At 66.5% G+C, this 18535-nt stretch carries 15 protein-coding genes; all 15 read left to right on the top strand.

Annotated elements, in window-relative coordinates:
- The first annotated feature begins 26 nt into the window (after positions 1–26).
- Complete coding sequence (gene addB / locus GE073_RS16075) at positions 27–3707, top strand: helicase-exonuclease AddAB subunit AddB (RefSeq protein ID WP_153783846.1); 3681 nt, start codon at positions 27–29, stop codon at positions 3705–3707.
- Positions 3691–7896, top strand: coding sequence for a helicase-exonuclease AddAB subunit AddA (gene addA, locus GE073_RS16070; RefSeq protein ID WP_228551566.1), 4206 nt, complete (start codon positions 3691–3693; stop codon positions 7894–7896). Before addB ends, addA begins: the two co-directional genes overlap by 17 nt.
- Before the next feature lie 15 nt (positions 7897–7911).
- Complete coding sequence (locus tag GE073_RS16065) at positions 7912–8493, top strand: hypothetical protein (protein WP_028597068.1); 582 nt, start codon at positions 7912–7914, stop codon at positions 8491–8493.
- A 181-nt stretch (positions 8494–8674) separates the two neighbouring features.
- A complete protein-coding gene (locus GE073_RS25490; protein ID WP_228551565.1) occupies positions 8675–9190 on the top strand; it encodes a hypothetical protein in 516 nt (171 codons plus the stop codon).
- A gap of 227 nt (positions 9191–9417) precedes the next feature.
- The gene (locus GE073_RS16055) at positions 9418–9774 is read left to right on the top strand and encodes a histidine triad nucleotide-binding protein (RefSeq protein ID WP_028597066.1); all 357 of its coding nucleotides are present in this window, start codon (positions 9418–9420) and stop codon (positions 9772–9774) included.
- 85 nt (positions 9775–9859) lie between these two features.
- Complete coding sequence (gene rpsU / locus GE073_RS16050; protein WP_028597065.1) at positions 9860–10033, top strand: 30S ribosomal protein S21; 174 nt, start codon at positions 9860–9862, stop codon at positions 10031–10033.
- 15 nt (positions 10034–10048) lie between these two features.
- The gene (locus GE073_RS16045; protein WP_028597064.1) at positions 10049–10492 is read left to right on the top strand and encodes a GatB/YqeY domain-containing protein; all 444 of its coding nucleotides are present in this window, start codon (positions 10049–10051) and stop codon (positions 10490–10492) included.
- A gap of 165 nt (positions 10493–10657) precedes the next feature.
- Entirely contained in the window at positions 10658–11401 is a 744-nt protein-coding gene (locus GE073_RS16040; RefSeq protein WP_052332856.1) for an NfeD family protein, read from the top strand.
- A 22-nt stretch (positions 11402–11423) separates the two neighbouring features.
- Positions 11424–12419 (top strand): flotillin-like protein FloA, encoded by a 996-nt coding sequence (gene floA, locus GE073_RS16035; protein WP_028597063.1) that lies wholly within the window; start codon positions 11424–11426, stop codon positions 12417–12419.
- A 42-nt stretch (positions 12420–12461) separates the two neighbouring features.
- Entirely contained in the window at positions 12462–13106 is a 645-nt protein-coding gene (locus tag GE073_RS16030) for a hypothetical protein (protein WP_028597062.1), read from the top strand.
- Positions 13107–13308: 202 nt separating this feature from the next.
- A complete protein-coding gene (gene yqfC, locus GE073_RS16025) occupies positions 13309–13602 on the top strand; it encodes a sporulation protein YqfC (protein WP_028597061.1) in 294 nt (97 codons plus the stop codon).
- The gene (yqfD, locus tag GE073_RS16020; RefSeq protein ID WP_028597060.1) at positions 13599–14792 is read left to right on the top strand and encodes a sporulation protein YqfD; all 1194 of its coding nucleotides are present in this window, start codon (positions 13599–13601) and stop codon (positions 14790–14792) included. The genes yqfC and yqfD overlap by 4 nt, the downstream gene beginning before the upstream one ends.
- Positions 14793–14799: 7 nt before the next feature.
- Complete coding sequence (locus GE073_RS16015) at positions 14800–15771, top strand: PhoH family protein (RefSeq protein WP_153783845.1); 972 nt, start codon at positions 14800–14802, stop codon at positions 15769–15771.
- A gap of 17 nt (positions 15772–15788) precedes the next feature.
- Positions 15789–18035 carry an HD family phosphohydrolase gene (locus tag GE073_RS16010; protein WP_028597058.1) on the top strand — a complete coding sequence of 749 codons (2247 nt, stop codon included), beginning with the start codon at positions 15789–15791 and terminating at the stop codon, positions 18033–18035.
- The gene (gene ybeY / locus GE073_RS16005; protein ID WP_028597057.1) at positions 18032–18532 is read left to right on the top strand and encodes an rRNA maturation RNase YbeY; all 501 of its coding nucleotides are present in this window, start codon (positions 18032–18034) and stop codon (positions 18530–18532) included. The genes GE073_RS16010 and ybeY overlap by 4 nt, the downstream gene beginning before the upstream one ends.
- Positions 18533–18535 lie beyond the last annotated feature (3 nt).

Raw genomic sequence — 18535 nt, 5'->3', positions numbered from 1 at the left:
CCGCCGGAGGGAGGGAGCGGGCAAAAATGGCGCTGAGATTCATCATCGGACGGGCGGGCACGGGCAAGACGTTTGCCTGCATGGAGGAGATCCGCCGCGAGCTGGCGGCCGATCCGGCCGGTCCCCCGCTCGTGCTGCTGACTCCGGAGCAGGCGACGTTCCAGACGGAGTACGCGCTGTTCGGCAGCGGCATCCGCTCCAGCCTGCGGGCGCAGGTGCTCAGCTTCCGCCGGCTCGCCCTGCGCGTCATGCAGGAAGCGGGCGGCGCGGCGCTCGTGCCGGTCGGAGAGAACGGCAAGAACATGCTGCTGCATAAGATCGTGCACCGGCTCTCGCCGCAGCTCCGCCTGTTCCAGGGTGGCAGCGGGCAGCAAGGCTTCATCGCCAAGATGGGCGAGCTGCTGACGGAATGGAAGCGCTACGGCGTCGATGCAGCCGCCGTGCGCGGCAGCCTGGGGTACGAGACAGGCGCGGAATCGGAGGGCTCTGCCGCCGAAGCGCGCGCCCGCGGCTCGCTGCTGGAGCGCAAGCTCCATGACCTGTCCCTCGTCTACGGCGAGCTGGAGCGGGAGCTGGCGGGACATTACATGGACGACGAGGACCATCTGACGCTGCTCGCCGACGGGTATGCCGACTGCGGCTCGATGCGCGGAGCGCGGTACTGGCTCGACGGCTTCAACGGCTTCACGGCCCGCGAGCTGGCCGCGGTCGGCGCGCTGCTGCGCCAGGCGGAGTCGGTCACCGTGACGCTCTGCCTGGACCGTCTCTACGGAGCCGAGGAGCGTCCGCATGAGCTCGATCTGTTCCACCCCGCCGCCGACGCCTGCATCCGCTTGACGCGGCTGGCGGCCGAGCTCGGAGTCGAGGTCGATTCCCCGCTCGTCCTGCCGCCGGCCGATGCGCCCCGCTATCGCCCGGGGGGGATGCTGGAGCATCTGAACCGGCATTTCGGCGGGCGCGTGCCGCTGCGCCGTGCGGGGGATCGGGATCGGCTCGCGGAGGACGCCGCCGAAATCGTCCTTCGTCCGTCCGCCTCGCGGCGGGCCGAGGTCGAGGCGGCCGCCCGCGACATGGTGCGCCAAGTGCGCGAGCGCGGCATGCGCTGGCGCGAGCTGGCCGTCGTCGTGCGGCAGACGGCGGACTACAGCGACATGATCCAGCAGGTGTTCGCCGACTACCGCATCCCGTTTTTCCTCGACGGCAGCCGCGACGTGCTCCATCATCCGCTCGTCGAGTTCATCCGCTCGGCGCTGGAGACGGCGCTGTACGGCTGGAAGCACGAGGCGGTGTTCCGCTGCGTCAAGACGGAGCTGCTGTTTCCGGAAGACGGCCGGCTCGACCGCGAGCGGTTCGACCGGCTGGAAAACTATGTGCTGGCGGCAGGCATCGAGGGCCGCAGCTGGAAAAGCCTGAAGCGCTGGCAGCCGCTTCGGACCGGCAGCGTCGAGGACGAGCCGTCTGAGGCCGGAGCCCGCCAGCGCGAGGAGTTCGAGGACGTGCTGCGCGCCCGCAGCGAGCTGATGCGGCCGCTGACGCGCTTCGAGCGCGCCATGGCCAAGGCGGAGACGGTGCGGGAGCGCTGCGAGGCGCTGTTCGACCTGCTCGACCGCTCCGGGACGGCCGACCGGCTGGAGCGGCGCGCGGAGCAGGAGCTGGCCGCCGGCCGGCCCGGCGCCGCCCGCGTTCACCGCCAAGTATGGGACGGCGTGCTCGGCCTGCTCGACCAGCTGGTGGAGCTGGCGGGCGAGGAGCCGATCCCGGCCGACCTGTTCGCCGGCATGGTGGAGACCGGCCTGGAGTCGATGAAGCTGTCGGCCGTGCCGCCGTCGCTCGATCAGGTCGTCGTCGGCGCGATGGACCGCGTCCGCAATGGGCGCGTGCGCGCCGCCTATATTCTGGGCGCGTCCGACGGCGTGCTGCCGATGCGCATCCAGGAGGACGGCCTGCTCACCGAGCGGGAGCGCGAGCAGCTCGCGGACGCGGGGCTGGAGATGGCCCCGGGCGTGCGCCGCCGCCTGCTTGACGAGCGCTTCCACATCTATCGCGCCTTCCTTGCGCCGTCCGAGCGGCTATGGGTGAGCTGGCCGCTTGCCGACGAAGAGGGCAAGGGACTGCATCCGTCCGAATACATCCGCCACCTGCAGACGCTGTTCCCCGGCCTGCCGGCGAATGCCGCGGCCGGAGCGCCGGACGCCTCCGCGGCGTCCGAGCGGCAGCTCGACTATCTCGAGCTGCCGCAGCGCGCCTTGTCCTATCTCGTGCCGAGGCTGCGCGAGTGGCTGGACGGAGGCGAGCTCGCTCCGCTTTGGCAGGACGTGTACAACTGGTTCGCGGCGCGGCCGGACTGGCAGGGCCGGCTGACGGCGATGACAGGCGCGCTCGGCTACGACAACCAGGTCGTCCGGCTTGGCCGCGGCTTGGCCGACCGGCTCTACGGCGGGCAGCTGACGACGAGCGTGTCGCGGATGGAGCGCTTCGTCTCGTGCCCGTTCCAGCATTTCGCCGCGCACGGCTTGAAGCTCAAGGAGCGCCGTCTCTACCGGCTGGGCGCGCCGGACATGGGCCAGCTGTTCCATGCGGCGCTCACCAAGGTCGCGACGGAGCTCGGCGAGGGCTGGGGCCGCGCCGGCGAGGCGCGCATCCGCGAGACCGCCTCCCAGGCGGTCGACGAGCTCGTGCCGCGCCTGCAGTCGGAGATTCTGCTGAGCAGCAGCCGCTACCGCTACATCGCCGGCAAGCTCAAGGCGGTCGTCTCGCGCGCGGCGGTCGTGCTCGGCGAGCATGCCCGCCGCGCGGACTTCCAGCCCGTCGGGCTGGAGGTCCAGTTCGGGCCGGGCGGCGAGCTGCCGCCGCTCGACATCGAGCTCCCCGACGGCAGCGGCTCGATCACGCTGGTCGGGCGCATCGACCGCGTCGATGCCGCCCGTTCGGACAAAGGGCTGCTGCTGCGCGTGCTGGACTACAAGTCGAGCGCGACGCAGCTGCGGCTCGAGGAGGTGGCGAGCGGCCTATCGCTGCAGATGCTCGCCTATCTGGACGTGCTGCTGACCCATGCCGAGAGCTGGCTCGGAGAGCCGGCGCATCCGGCCGGCGTGCTCTATTTCCACGTGCAGAACCCGGTGCTCAGCGTGCCGGCGGGCCTAGGGGCGGAGGAGGCGGCCGCGATGCTGCTCAAGCGCTTCAAGATGCGCGGCCTGCTGCTCGACGACGCCGATACGGTCCGCATGATGGACGCCGGGCTGGAAGGGCGCTCGGACCTGCTGCCGGCCGGCTTCCGCAAGGACGGCGGCTTTCTGTCCGACTCCTCGGTCGCGAGCGGACGCCAGTGGGAGCTGCTCCGGCGCTCGGTCCGCCGCACGATCGGCGGCATCGGCCAGTCGGTCAAGGACGGCGAGATCGCGATCCGGCCGTACCGGCTCGGCGCCAAGACGCCATGCCAGTTTTGCGCGTACAAGCCGGTCTGCCAGTTCGATCCGCTCAACGAAGGCAACGAGTATTTGAAGCTGCCCGCGCCGGGCAAGGAGGAGTTCTGGACGTCGCTGGAGGAGCTCGCCGAGGCGCAGGCGGAGCCTGCAGCCGGGGCCGAGAACCCGCCGCGGCTTCTGCCTGCGGGCGAGGACGGAACGCAGGACAAGCACAGGAAGGATGGAGCCGGAGACGGGACCTTCCATTGGGAGAGGAGAGAGGACGATGAGCGCAGCCGATGACCGGGCGGCCGAAAGAGCCGGGGACGACACGATCGTCGGATCGACAGGCGATCCGACAGGCGAAACGGTAGTCGGACGGAAAGTCGGACCGGAAGTCGGACCGAAGGTCGGACCGAAAGTCGGTCCGGCTGGCGAACCGATGGACGAAACGATCGTCGGTCCGGCAGGCCGAGCATCGGACGAAGCGCGTCCCGAGGCGCTGGACGCGCCGCCGCCCAAGCCCGCCGGCTCGCGCTGGACGGACGACCAGTGGGCGGCGGTGACGGCGCGCGGCGGGGACGTGCTCGTTGCCGCCGCGGCCGGGTCCGGCAAGACGGCCGTGCTCGTGGAGCGGATCATTACCATGATCTCCGAGGATACGGATGTCGACCAGCTGCTCGTGGCGACGTTCACCAAGGCCGCGGCCGCCGAGATGAAGGAGCGGATCCGCGCCGCGCTGGAGGCGGCGCTCGAGCTCGAGCCGGAGTCGGAGCATCTGCGGCGGCAGCTCGCGCTGCTCGGGCGGGCGTCGATCACGACGCTGCACTCGTTCTGCCTCGACGTCATCCGCCGCTACTACCCGATGATCGGGCTCGATCCCGGCTTCCGCGTCGCCAACGAGACCGAGGGCGAACTGCTGCGGCTGGAGGTGCTGGACGAGCTGTTCGAGGAGCGCTATGCCGCTTCGGACAACGACGGCGGCCTCTTTCTCGAGCTGGCCGACCGCTACGGCGGCGAAAAGAGCGACGAGCCGCTGTATCGGCTCGTCCAGCAGCTGTATGAGTTTTCGCGCTCGCAGCCGTGGCCGGACGACTGGCTGCGCGGCATGGCGGCCGCGTTCCGCGTGGAGGAGCCGTCCGATCTGGAGGCTACGCCTTGGCTGGCGGCGCTCTCCGCGGATTTGCGGCTCAGCCTCGAGGGGGCGGAGGCCGCCCTGTCGGAGGCGCTCGAGCTGGCCGGGGCGCCGGGAGGGCCGATGGCTTACGCCGACACGCTGCGGGAGGATCTGAGCCTCGTCTCGTCCATCCGGGAGTCCGTGCTGACCCGTCCTTGGGACGAATGGCGGGACGCCTGGCAGCTGGCCGGATCGTTCGGCCGGCTGAAGGCCGCGCGCGCGTCCCAGGATGCCGATCCGCTCCTGCAGGAGCGGGCCAAGGAGCTGCGCGCGGAGGCCAAGGGCATCGTGGAGGAGCTCGGCAAGGAGCTGTTCAGCCGGCCGGCCGCCGACTACGTCCGCGAGCTGCGGGAGCTCGCGCCGCTGCTCGAGACGCTGGCGGAGCTCGTCATCGAGTTCGACCGGCGCTACCGGGACGCCAAGCGCCGCAAGGGACTGCTCGACTTCGGCGACCTCGAGCACTACTGCCTGGCGATTTTGCGCGGGGAAGGCTCCTCGCCGGAGCGGGCCGTCCCATCGGCGGCCGCCCTGGACTACCGCAGGCAGTTTCGCGAGGTGCTGCTGGACGAATACCAGGATACGAACCGCGTGCAGGAATCGATCGTCGAGCTGCTGACCGGCTCCCCCGCGGATCCGCCGGAGGAGAGAGGCGGGCGGCGCTTCATGGTCGGCGACGTCAAGCAGAGCATCTACCGCTTCCGCCTGGCGGAGCCGGATCTGTTCCTGGCCAAATACCGCCGCTTCGGGCACGGGGACGCGGAGGCCGGCCGGCGCATCGACCTGGCCCGCAACTTCCGCAGCCGCTCCGAGGTGGTGGACGGCGTGAACGCCGTCTTTCGCGCGCTCATGCGGGAGTCGGTCGCCGAGATGGACTACGACCGCTCCGCCGAGCTCGTGCTCGGCGCCTCCTATCCCGAGCCGGAGCCGCGGGACGCGTTCGCAGTCGAGCTGGCGCTGATCGACCGCGAGCGCGGCGCGGCCGCCGCCGAAGCTCCCGCCGCGGCGGAAGGCTCGGACGGCGCCGAGGCCGGCCAGCGGGAAGAAGCGGCCGACCTGCAGACGGCCCAGCTCGAGGCGCGCTACATCGCCCGCCGCCTGCTGGACCTGCATGCCCGCAGCTATGCGGTGCATGACGGACGCGGCGGCAGCCGGCCGATGGCGTGGCGGGATGTCGTCATCCTGCTGCGCGCGACCAAGTCGTGGGCGCCCGTGCTCATGGAGGAGCTGCAGGCGGCGGGCATCCCGGCGTACGCCGAGCTCGGCAGCGGCTATTTCGACGCCGTCGAGGTCGACGTCATGCTGTCGGCGCTGCGCGTGACGGACAATCCGTTCCAGGACATTCCGCTCGCCGGCATCCTCCGCTCGCCGATGTTCGGGCTGACGGCCGAGGAGCTGGCGCTGATCCGCATCGTCGGCGGCTCAGGGCCGTATTATGAAGCGGCCGTCCGAACGGCCGACCATCTGCTCGCGCCGCAGGAGCTGCGCGCCAAGCTGTCGGCTTTCCTCGGGAAGCTCGACGAATGGCGCGACGCGGCGCGCCAGGGCAGCCTGGCCGACCTGATCTGGCGGATCTACAGCGAGACGGGGTATTATGACTGGGCAGGCGGATTGCCGGCCGGAGCGCAGCGGCAGGCCAACCTGCGCGCCCTGCACGAGCGGGCCCGCCAGTTCGAGGCCGGCACCGCGCGCGGCCTGTTCCGCTTCCTCCGCTTCATGGACCGGATGCGGGAGAACGGCGGCGACCTCGGCACGGCAGGCGCGCTCGGAGAGGGCGAGGACGTCGTGCGCATCATGAGCATCCACAAGAGCAAGGGACTGGAGTTCCCGATCGTATTCGTGGCGGGCCTCGGCAAGAAGTTCAACCAGCAGGATGTGAGCTCTCCGTTCCTGCTGCACAAGGAGCTCGGCTTCGGACCGAAGTTCGTCGATCCCGAGCTGCGGCTCAGCTACCCGACGCTGCCTTGCCTGGCGATCCGCCGCCGGATGCGGATGGAGATGCAGGCGGAGGAGCTGAGGGTGCTCTATGTCGCGCTGACGCGGCCCAAAGAAAAGCTCGTTCTCGTCGGCACGGTCGACGACGCCGTCCGGCAGACGGAGCGCTGGAACGCTTCTCTCGGCGAGAGCGGCGTCTTGTCGGACTACCGGATCGCCGCCGCCCGCCGCTTCCTCGACTGGCTCGGACCGCTTGCCGGCTTCGCCTCTAGCGAGCATTCGGACGAGCGGTCCGACGGTCAGGCGCCGCCGGCTCCGGCCGCGCCGGTCGAGCTGACGGGAGCGCGCGCGGAGCCGATTCCCGCCTCCGGCGCCGTTCCTTCTCCGGCCTCGCGTCCCGAAGCGTCTTTCGCCAGCTGGAAAAAGGGCATCCTGCCCTACTACGTCCTCGGGGGCCAGGCTGCCGCCGGCGCGGAGCCGGCCGCGGCGCCCGATCGGACGAAGGAACGGCAGGCGGCGCTGCATGCGGTGCCGCTCGCGCCGGGAGGCTGGGAGCGCGAGGTGGAGAGGCGCCTGTCCTGGAGCTATCCTCATGCCGAGGCGTCTCGGGTCGCGGCCAAAACCTCCGTCACCGAGCTCAAGCGCCTTCGCGGCGATGCCGCAAGAGGCGAGGACGCGGTTCCGATGGACAGCGGTCCGTTCGTCGAGCCTGTCGGCCGCATGGCGGCAGGCCGCGCTCCAGCTGGGGCCGCATCCGCCGCAGGCGCAGGCGCTGCGCCGCTGCGCTCCGCCCCGACGGGCGAAGAGGCCGCGCTGCGCCTGCGGCGGCCGAAGTTCATGGAGCAGCGCGGGATGACCGCCGCCGACAAAGGCACCGCCGTGCATACGCTGCTGCAGCATGTGCCGCTGGACGGACCGCTGCCGGACGGGGCGGTCGAGGCTGCGCTGGCGCGGCTCGTGCGGAAGCGCATCCTGACGGAGGAGCAGGCCGGGGCGGCCGACGTCGAGGCGGCCAAGGCCTTTTTCGCCGGGCCGCTCGGGCAGCGGCTGCTCGCCGCGGAGCGCGTCTGGCGGGAGCTGCCGTTCAGCTGCCTGCTGCCGGCGCGGGAGGCGTTCCCGGACGCCGGCCTGGAAGCCGCCGGCGAGCCGGTGCTCCTCCAGGGCGTCATCGACTGCCTGTTCGAGGAGGCCGGCCGGCTCGTGCTGTGCGACTTCAAGAGCGACCGCGTGCCCTCCGGCGATTACGAGCGGGCGGCGGACAAGCATCGCTTCCAGCTGGAGCTGTACCGCAAGGCCGTCGAGCAGGCGCTCGGCCGGCCCGTCGCCGAAGTCCACGTCTATTTTCTTCGGGGCCGTCAGGCGGTCCGCATGGAACTCGACTAAGAAAGGAACGATCCTGTGAAGCAAGAGCCTCAACCGAAACGCAGCATGACGACAGCCGTGCTTTTCATCCTGCTGACGATGAGCCTGGTCGGCAACGTCTTCCTATTCGCGCATTATCTGCAAGAGCAGCAGCAGGAGCGGGCAGAGCAAGGTGAGCAGGCCTTCCTCCTCTGGAAGGAGACGAAGGAAGAGCTGGACAAGGCGATCCAGGCATTCGGCAAGCTTAAGGAAGGCGCGGCTCCGGAAAAGGAGCGAGTCTCCCTGTTGCTTGGACTCGGACCGGACGGCGCCGGGCAAGGCCTGGGCGACATCCCGCTCGACAAGCTGTTCGAGACCGCGCGCAGCCGTTCGGCGGATTGGCCGGACAGCGCAGGCAAGGACGCCGCGGAATTTGTCCAGCTCATGAAAAAGACGGCTCTCGAAGGGTCGGCGGACGAGCTGCAGAAAATGGCCGGCGCTCTCGCCGAGTTGAAGCAGCTCGCGGATTCGGTCGACACCTCGATCGGCTCGCGCGAGCGCTACCTGACGCTGCTTGCCGACAAGAGCTGGCCGGATGCCGCCCGCCGGATGGCGGACGCCGTGGACGGGTACAAGTAGGAGACGGCCGAAGGAATCAGGCCGACGGGGGCGGGGCGGCAGGCGCCGGCCGGATGCGTGTTTTGGAGGCGGGACCTCCGCCTTCCTTTTTTTTGCGGCGCGCGATAGCGGGCGATTAACCAATCGCCCATAGGCGGCATAGGATAGGGCAGAACGAATGTTGAGGAGATGGTAACCGACAATGGAACCGACGAATCCGACAGCTGTTGCCCCTGCGCCTGTGCCGGCAAAGACGCCTACGGCCGTGAAGCCTACGGCCCCGATGCCGATCAAGGCTCCGACCGCCGCCATGCCGGTCGCGCCGCCCGAGCCGGTCATGCCGGTCGCGCCGGTCGCGCCGAGCCAGACGACGATCAAGAATACGGTCGTCGTGGTCATGGAAAAGCCGGAGATGAAGCATTTCTGCGACAACCACAAGCATCGCTACGTGCTCGCCCATACGAAAGACGGCTGGTGCGTCGACGGCTTCATCGAGCACTATGACGACGAGTACGTCTGTATCGCCGTTCCTTGCGGCATGAACGAGATCGACCCTCGCGCCTTTGTCGGCGGTCCCGGCTTCGGTCCTGGCTTCGGTCCCGGCTTCGGCCCCTATCCGCCGCTTTATCCGTACCCTTATTATCCGCGCCGCCGCTTCGCCCGCGCCGTGTTCCCGCTTGCTGCGCTGGCCGGCCTGACGCTGCTGCCGTTCCTGTAAGCCGCCCTTGCCGCCATGCGGCCCCGGACGGCCCGGATGCCGCTCCCCGGCACGCATCCGCGGCATCGTCCGCCGCCGGCCGCCATGAGCCGCGAGCCGCGGCCGAAGCCCGCCTCATCCATGCCCTTTGCGGCCGGATGGGGCTTTTTCGTTCGCGTTAGACGAACCGTGCGGAATCGGCTACAATAAGGAAAGCAAGGACAGGAGAAAAGGAGCTGGCGGGAGCTGTGAGCGATTGTGTTTTCTGCAAGATCGTCGAAGGATCCATTCCCTCGGCCAAAGTGTTCGAGAACGAGAGCGTGCTGGCGTTCCGGGATATCGCGCCTGCGGCGCCCGTACATATCCTCGTCATTCCGAAGCGCCATCTTTCCACGATGAACGATGCGGCTCCCGAGGACGCCGCCCTGCTGGGAGAGCTGCTGCTCGTCGCCCAGAAGCTGGCCGCGCAGGAGGGCATCGCCGAGTCCGGATACCGTCTCATCAACAACTGCAATTCCGACGGAGGGCAGACCGCCTACCACCTGCATGTGCATCTACTGGGAGGACGTCCTCTCGGCGCGCTTGTCGAAGGCCATACGAGTTGACACTGGCTCTTTCATTGAACTATAATTAAATTTGATTAGCCGTGTTCATCTTCTGGACCGTCTGTTTCGGAGGGAGGGATAACAAGTGTCTGAAACGAAAGTTCGCAAAAATGAGACCATCGATGCTGCACTCCGCCGCTTCAAGCGCACCATTGCTAAGGACGGCGTCCTGGCTGAGGTGAAGAAACGCAAGCATTACGAGAAGCCGAGCGTTAAGCGCAAGAAGAAATCCGAGGCTGCGCGCAAGAGAAAGTTTTAGGAGGATCCTTCCGAAATGAACCTTAGCCAAAGATTGGACGACGACATGAAGCAAGCCATGAGGGACAAGGACAAGTTCCGCTTGACCACGATCCGCATGGTGCGCGCAGCTGTGAAGAACCAAGAGATCGACCTGAAGCGTCCGCTTGAGGACGGCGAGGTTCTTGACATCGTCAGTCGCGAGATCAAACAGCGCAAAGATTCCCTCCAAGAATTTCAAAAAGCCGGCCGCGACGATCTTGTAAAAGATGTCGCAGCAGAAATTGATATTATTAGTGTCTACCTTCCCTCACAGCTGACCGAAGAAGAGATCAAAGCAATTGTAGAGCAGACGATCCAGGAAACCGGTGCTTCTTCCAAGGCCGACATGGGCAAAGTGATGAGCGCTCTCATGCCGAAAGTGAAGGGACGCGCCGACGGTAAGCTAGTAAACCAAACGGTACAGCAATTTCTGCCATAATCTCGGACCACAACAACACTCCCCTAGGGGAGTGTTTTTTGGCTTTTCGGCTGAATGGCGCCGCATAGGGCAAAATAGTCGAAACGAATCGGCTCCTCGCCCGTATCTAAGAAGGAGTTATTGCTTCACCACTGAATTAGTTAGGGACGAGAATGCATCAAGGGGGTGTGCCATCTGAGAAGCAAAATAAGGATCGCGGCTGCAGGAGCCGCGCTGTTCGGCCTGTCGGCAGCGGCTTCCGCCTCGGCCGCAGGCGCGGGGGGAGCCGGGGACGGAACCGTCTGGCTCGCCGACCCGTACGTCGCGACGCTGCTGCTGTTCGCCGGCTTCGCCGGCACGATGCTCGCGCTGCTGCTGTCGGGCTTCGCGGCCCCGGGACTGATCGGCATCGTCGGCTTCGGCCTGTTTTTCCTCGGCGGACATCAGGCCGGCTACAGCGACGGCATGGACGTCTTCTTCTTCGTCCTCGGCATCGTGCTGCTCGTGCTGGAGCTGCTCGTGCCGAGCTTCGGCATCCTCGGCATCTTGGGAGCGGCCGCGCTCGTCCGGGCGATCCTGTTCAGCTTCGAGGACACGGCGACGGCGACGATCGCCATGCTGTCGGCGTTCGCCGCGGCCGTCATTGTCGTCGTCCTGATCGCCCGCCGCTTCAAGGAACGGGGCATCTGGAACCGCTTCGTCTTGAGAGAACGACTGACGAGCGAAGAAGGCTTCGTCCCGTCGTCGTCCAAGTCGAGCCTGCTCGGCCAGGCGGGCACGACGGTGACGCCGCTGCGTCCGGCCGGCATCGTCGATATCGGCGGAGAGCGCATCGATGTCGTCACGGCGGGAGAGTTCATCGCCCAGCACGCCCGGGTCGTCGTCTCGCGGGTCGAGGGCACGCGCGTCATCGTCAAGGAAATCCACTAACAGAGGAGTCGATTCAATGGGTATGGAATTTGCAGGTGTCGGATACGTCGTCGCCGCGATCGTCGCGGTCATCCTGATCGCGGTCTTTCTGAGCTTCTTCCCGATCATGCTCTGGATCTCGGCTCTCGCCTCGGGCGTGCGCATCGGCATCATCACGCTCGTCGCTATGCGGCTGCGGCGCGTAACGCCGAGCCGCATCGTCAATCCGATGATCAAGGCGACCAAGGCCGGCCTCGGCCTGTCGATCAACCAGCTGGAAAGCCACTATCTCGCGGGCGGCAACGTCGACCGCGTCGTCAATGCCCTGATCGCCGCCCAGCGCGCGAACATCGAGCTGGAATTCGCCCGCGCCGCGGCGATCGACCTCGCCGGCCGCGACGTGCTCCTGGCCGTGCAGATGAGCGTCAATCCGAAAGTGATCGAGACGCCGACCGTCGCCGCCGTCGCCAAAGACGGCATCGAAGTGAAGGTCAAGGCTCGCGTCACGGTCCGCGCCAACATCGAGCGGCTCGTCGGCGGCGCCGGCGAGGAGACGATCATCGCCCGTGTCGGCGAGGGCATCGTCACGACGGTCGGCTCGTCGAACTCGCATAAGGACGTCCTGGAAAACCCGGACCTGATCTCCCGCACGGTGCTCGGCAAAGGTCTGGATGCCGGCACGGCGTTCGAAATTCTGTCGATCGATATCGCGGACGTGGACGTAGGCAAGAACATCGGCGCCAATCTGCAGACCGAGCAAGCCGAGGCCGACAAGCGCATCGCCCAAGCAAAAGCCGAGGAGCGCCGCGCGATGGCCGTCGCCCAGGAGCAGGAGATGAGGGCGCGCGTCGTCGAGATGAGAGCCCGCGTCGTCGAATCGGAATCCCAGGTTCCGCTTGCGATGGCCGACGCGCTCAAATCCGGCAAGCTCGGCGTGATGGATTACATGAACCTCAAAAACGTCGAGGCGGACACCCAGATGCGGAGCAGCATCGCCAAGCCGGAAGGCCAGGCGAACGACAATAAGAACGGGGGCTGAACCGGCGCTCCCGAGCCGCATCGCAGGAGGTGAGCCGCGGCCATGCCCAACCCGATTCAACTGCTGATCAACTTTCTGCTCGACCATATCTTTTTTGTCTTCATCATTGCCGGCGCGATCTGGTCGGTCCTCGGCAAGCTGTTCAAGTCGGCGTCGCAGCAGCAGCCGGGCCGTCCTGCAAGCCGTCCGCCGGGGCGCATGCCGGATTTCGGCGGCGGCGGCCTCGACCCACGTCCGCAGCGTCCTGTCCCGGCTCCGCCGTCAAGGTCCGAGCGCGAGCCGGCCCCGCGAAGGGCGGAGACGGTTCGTCCTCCGGCCGTCCGTCAAGACCAGGCGGGGCCGATGGGCCGCACGGCAGAGCATGGACGCTCTCCCTTCGAGGCGGAGCCGGAAGGAACGAGCGGCGGCGAGGGCCGCTCGCTGGAATGGCGGGAGGAGCCGGCGCGAAGTCCGTTCCGGCCGCCTGAGAGAAGGATGGCGATGGAGCGGCCGGCCGGCGAGGACCCGGGTGAGTTCTGGGAAAAGTCGGCTTCCGATGCGATCGCCGAATCTCTGCCTTCGCATCCCGCTGCCGTCGGCAGCAAGCTGCCTCGAGCCGGCAGCGTGAGCGGAGACGATCTGCGCCAGGCTGTGCTCTGGGCAGAGATCCTCGGACCGCCCCGCTCGCGCGGCGGCGGCCGCCGCTAGGGCCCTGACCGAATGACTGTCCCGCTTTGCTAGAGCCGCTTCGACCGCCTTCCCGGCGGCGGAGCGGCTTTTTGCCATGCGCCGCCGGCGCCTCGGGGCCGCCGCAGCTCCTGGCCGTGCGCCGCTTGCCGTTCATAATCGCCCTTTTCGAGGCATAAGTATGGATAGATAAGCTCGATCAAAAGGGAGGGCGGACGCCTCGATGGGCAAGCTGAACCGCAAGCTGCGCAAATGGACCGCCGACATGCTGGACCTTCCTCAGGATGTAGCCTACGACCTGCCCCGCATGACGATGATCGGCGACCGGCAGCTTTATATCGAGAACCATCGGGGAGTGCTGCATTTCTCGTCGCATCAGCTGCGGCTCCAGCTGAGCCATGGCGTGCTCGAGGTGAGCGGCGCGGATCTGGTCATCCGCACGATCTGGACCGAGGAAGTGTTCGTCGAAGGCAAGATCGAATCGATACACCTGATGGACAGGGAGGGGCAGCGATGAAGGAAGGCTGGCTGCAGAGGATGAAAGGAATCGTCACGGTGCAGGTCCGCGGCGGAGAGCCGGAGGCGCTCGTGAACGGCGCGCTTCAGGACGGGCTCTCGCTCTGGTCCATCCGCCGGACGAGCCCGGAGCATATGGTGTTCTCTCTGACGGTGCCGGATTTCTTCCGGCTGCGCCCGTACTTGCGCCGGACAGGCTGCCGCATTCACGTGACGCGCCGGGAAGGCCTGCCGTTCTGGCTGCGCAAAGCCCGGAAGCGCAAGTTTTTCCTAGGCGGCATCGCGCTCTTTTTCGTCGCCATGTACTTGCTGTCCTCGCTGCTCTGGAACATCGAGGTCCGCGGCAACAAGGCGATCCGTACGGAAGATCTGCTCGCGGCGGCCAAGGCGGAGGGCGTGCATCCTTTCCAATGGGAATGGAAGCTGCCCGAGCCGTCGGATCTGGCCAAGCGGCTGGCGCAGCGGCTGCCGGACGCGGCCTGGATCGGCGTGGAGAAAAAAGGGACGAGGCTGATCATCCAGGTCGTCGAGACGAAAAAGCCGGCCGTGCGCGCGCCGCGGAATACGAGGCATCTGATCGCCTCCGCCGACGCCGTCGTCACCCGCATCATCGCGGACAAGGGGCGGCCGGTCGTGCATGTGAACAGCCGGGTGAAAAAGGGCCAGACGCTCATCTCCGGCACGATCGGCGAGGGGGCCAACACGGCGACGGTCGTGGCGGACGGAGAGGTGCGCGGGCTGGTGTGGTACGAGTATGACGTCGTGTCGCCGCTTGAGCGCACGGCGAACGTATATACGGGCGAGACGAAGACGAAATGGTCGCTCGTGCTGTTCGGACGGGCGCTTCAGCTGACCGGCTACGGCAAGGATCCGTTCTCGGCCTCCCAGACGAGGGAGCAGCTGCAGCAGCTCGGCTGGCGCGGCTGGGAGCTGCCGGTCGGCCGGCTCAAGGAGACGGTGATGGAGCTGCGGCAGGAGCGGAGGCAGCTCGGCCGCGAGGAAGCGGTGGAGAGCGGACTGCTTCAGGCGCGAGCCGACGTCCTGTCGAAAGCCGGCGCGGATGCCGTCGTGAAGGAGCAAAAAATTTTGCATGAGAAGACGGACAATGGTAAAGTTTATATGAAAGTTCTGTTGGAAGTGGATCAGTCTATCGTCAAGGAAATGCCACTAGTTCAGATGCAAGGAGAATGAGGAACGTTTGCCGACAGAGACGAGAACCGTAAAGATTGCACTGGACAACGCCGCGGAGGGACTGGCCCTGTTCGGCCCCCGCGACCACTACTTGAGGCTGATCGAGGAGCAGACGGAGTCGACGATCCGCTCGCGCGAGGCCGAGATCGTCATCACCGGCCCCGAGGCCGACGTCGCCTCGCTCGAGCAGCTGTACACCGTGCTGCTGCAGCTCGTGCGCGGCGGCTACACGCCGTCCGAGCGGGACATTCAGTACGCGTTCGATCTGTCCCACACGCTGGAGGCCGACCAGCTGCTCGACCTGTTCAAGATGGAGCTGACGTCGACGTTCCGCGGCAAGCCGATCCGGGTGAAGACGATCGGGCAGCGGCATTACGTCAAGACCGTCAAGGCCAAGGACATCGTGTTCGGCATCGGACCGGCGGGCACCGGCAAGACCTACCTCGCCGTCGTCATGGCCGTCGCCGCCCTCAAGGAAGGCGCAGTCAAGAAGATCCTGCTGACGCGTCCTGCCGTCGAGGCGGGAGAGAGCCTCGGCTTCCTCCCCGGAGACCTTCAGGAAAAGGTCGACCCCTATTTGCGGCCGCTCTACGACGCCCTGCATGACGTGCTTGGCCCGGAAGCGACGGCCAAGGCATTCGAACGAGGGATCATCGAGATCGCGCCGCTCGCGTATATGAGGGGGCGGACGCTGGACGATTCCTATATCATTCTCGACGAGGCTCAAAATACGACGCCGGAGCAGATGAAGATGTTCCTGACGAGGCTCGGCTTCGGCTCCAAGATGATCGTGACCGGCGACGTGACCCAGATCGACCTGCCGCGGGGCAAGAAGTCGGGCCTGCGGGAAGCGCAGCGGATTCTCGCCGGCATTCCCGAAATCGGATTCATCCTGTTCACCGAAGCCGATGTCGTCCGCCACTCGCTGGTTCAGAAAATCATTCTCGCTTATAATGAGGATGCCGAAAACCAAGCATAGAGAGGATGGTTGCCTGCATGGACCGGAAGAGCGCCGAGACTCGGAACGCGGCCGAACAGCCTTCATGGGCAGCCAGCTGGAAGCAGAGCACGGGCATCCGCCTGTCGCTCTGCGTTTTGTTCGTGCTGCTGTTCTATCTCAACCTTTCGCCGCATCTCATCCCCCAGACCTACAACATCACGCTCGGCGAGGAGAGCGACCGGGACATCATCGCATCCAAAAGCTTGGAGGACAAGATCGCTACCGCCAAAGCGCAGGAGCTGGCGGCCGAATCGGTGGAGCCGATCTCCAGCTCGCTGCCGCTCAAGCCTGAAGCGATTCTGAACCGCGTCTTCAACCGCATCGAGGTGCTCAATCAGGACGAGGGCGTCAGCACGAGCGACAAGATCGAGATCTATCGCGGCGATATCCCCGGTTATTACAATGAATACATCGACGAGTTCGTGCGGACGAACTCCGGCAAGCCGGATGTCAGCGAGGCGCTGCTGGAGGAGATGTCCCGCGTCGCCAAGAGCCAGAGTTATGCCGTGCCGGCGGAGGTGTTCTACAAGCTGCCGGCGCTGACGGCGGCCCAGGTGGCGGAGATGCGGCAGGTGGCCGTCAACGTCGCCCGCAAGCTGTCGGCGGACTCCATCCGCGAGGCGGAGACGTCCCGCGCCAAGGTGGCGGAGCTCGTCAACGCGAGCTCGCTGACGCAGCGGACGACGCGCGAGGTCGTGCAGGAGCTGGCGCGCATGTCGCTCATGCCCAACAAGTTCCTCGACACGGCCGCGACGGAAGAAGCGCGGGAGCTCGCCCGCCAGAATACGACGCCGGTCATCATCAAGGAAGGCGGCGTCATCGTCAAGAAGGGCGAGATCGTCACGCAGGAGAAGCTGGACATGCTCGCCGGTGCCGGCCTGCTCGGCGGCCAGCGCAGCTATTGGCCGCAGCTCGGCCTGCTGCTGACGAGCCTGCTGTTCCTGCTCGTGCTGATGGTCTACCTGTACCAAAGCGGCCGGATCGGCGGCGTCAAGCCGCGCTACAACAACATGCATCTGTTCATGCTGTGGCTGATCCTGTTCCTCGACCTGGCGCTCATGCAGGCGACGGCGCTGGCGCAGTCGCCGACGATGCCGTATGTCGGCTATCTCGCTCCGGCGGCAGTCGGCACGATGCTCATCACGCTGCTGCTGGACAAGCATCTGGCGATCGTCAGCTCGTTCGTGTTCGCGATCATGGGCAGCATCATCTTCAACCATGACGTGAGCCTGATCTTCGACTTCCGCTACGGCTTCGTCATCTGCGTCGTCTCGTTCAGCGCCATCTTCACCGTGCACCGGGCGAGCCAGCGCTCGACGATCCTCAAGGCGGGCATCATGGCGAGCCTGTTCGGCGCCGTCACCGTGCTGGCGCTGCTGCTGCTCGGCGACCTGCCGGAGCGCCAGGAGCTGCTCTACTCGATCGGCTTCGCCTTCGGCAGCGGACTGATCACCGCCGTGCTCGTCATCGGCCTGATGCCGTTCTTCGAGCTCAGCTTCGGCATCCTGTCGGCGCTCAAGCTCGTGGAGCTGTCCAACCCGAACCATCCGCTGCTGCGCAAGCTGCTGACGGAGACGCCGGGCACATACCATCACAGCGTGATGGTCGGCAACCTGTCGGAGGCGGCGGCCGAGGCGATCGGCGCGGACGGGCTGCTGTGCCGGGTCGGCTCCTACTACCACGACATCGGCAAGACGAAGCGGCCCGGCTATTTCATCGAGAACCAGAGCGGCGAGAATCCGCATGACAGCATCGATCCGAAGCTGAGCAAGTCGATCATCGTGGCCCATGCCCGCGACGGGGTGGAGATGCTCAAGCAGCACGGCATCCCGAAGCCGCTGCGCGACATCGCGGAGCAGCATCACGGAACGACTTCGCTCAAGTTCTTCTACTTCAAGGCGGTCAAGCAGGCGGAAGCCGAGGGAGCCGAGCCGGACTTCGTCGAGGACGACTTCCGCTATCCGGGGCCCAAGGCGCAGTCCAAGGAAGCGGCGATCGTCGGCATCGCCGATTGCGTCGAGGCGGCAGTCCGCAGCCTGCGCAGCCCGACGATGGAGAACGTCGAGTCGATGATCCAGAAGATCATCAAAAGCCGTCTGGACGACGGCCAGTTCAATGAGTGCGACCTGACGCTCAAGGAGCTGGACAAGATCGGCCAGACGCTGAAGGAAGCCGTCATCGGCATCTTCCATTCCCGGATCGAATATCCGGAAGAGGTCAAACCAAAGGAGAAGCTGGCATGAGCGTGACGATGGATTGGAGCAATGAGCAGGACGCGGTCGAAATTCCCGTGGAGTGGGGGAAGCGGCTCGAACGGCTGCTGGAGCTGGCGGCGCGAGCCGAAGGCATCGAGGACGGAGAGGTGGCGGTGACGTTTGTCGACGACGCGCGCATCCATGAGCTGAACCGCGACTATCGCGGCATCGACCGGCCGACCGACGTGCTCAGCTTCGCAATGCAGGAAGACGGCGAGGACGAGCTCGGCATCGTGTACGAGGTCGAGGACGAGGCCGACGAGCTGCCGGTCAGCGAGCCGCTCGGCGACATCATCATCTCCGTCGAGACGGCGGTCCGCCAGGCGGAAGAATACGGCCACTCGCTGGAGCGGGAGCTCGGCTTCCTGTTCGTGCACGGCTTCCTGCACCTGATCGGCTACGATCATCAGGATGCCGAGGCCGAAGCCGTCATGACGGCCAAGCAGGAGGCCGTCCTGCAGCAGGCCGGCTTGACGCGGGAATAGGGC

This window comes from Paenibacillus sp. B01 (assembly GCF_009649995.1).
In the GTDB taxonomy this organism is placed as follows: domain Bacteria; phylum Bacillota; class Bacilli; order Paenibacillales; family Paenibacillaceae; genus Paenibacillus_O; species Paenibacillus_O pasadenensis.
The sequence above is the reverse complement of the archived record's forward strand: the minus strand, read 5'-3'. Positions and strand labels throughout refer to the sequence as shown.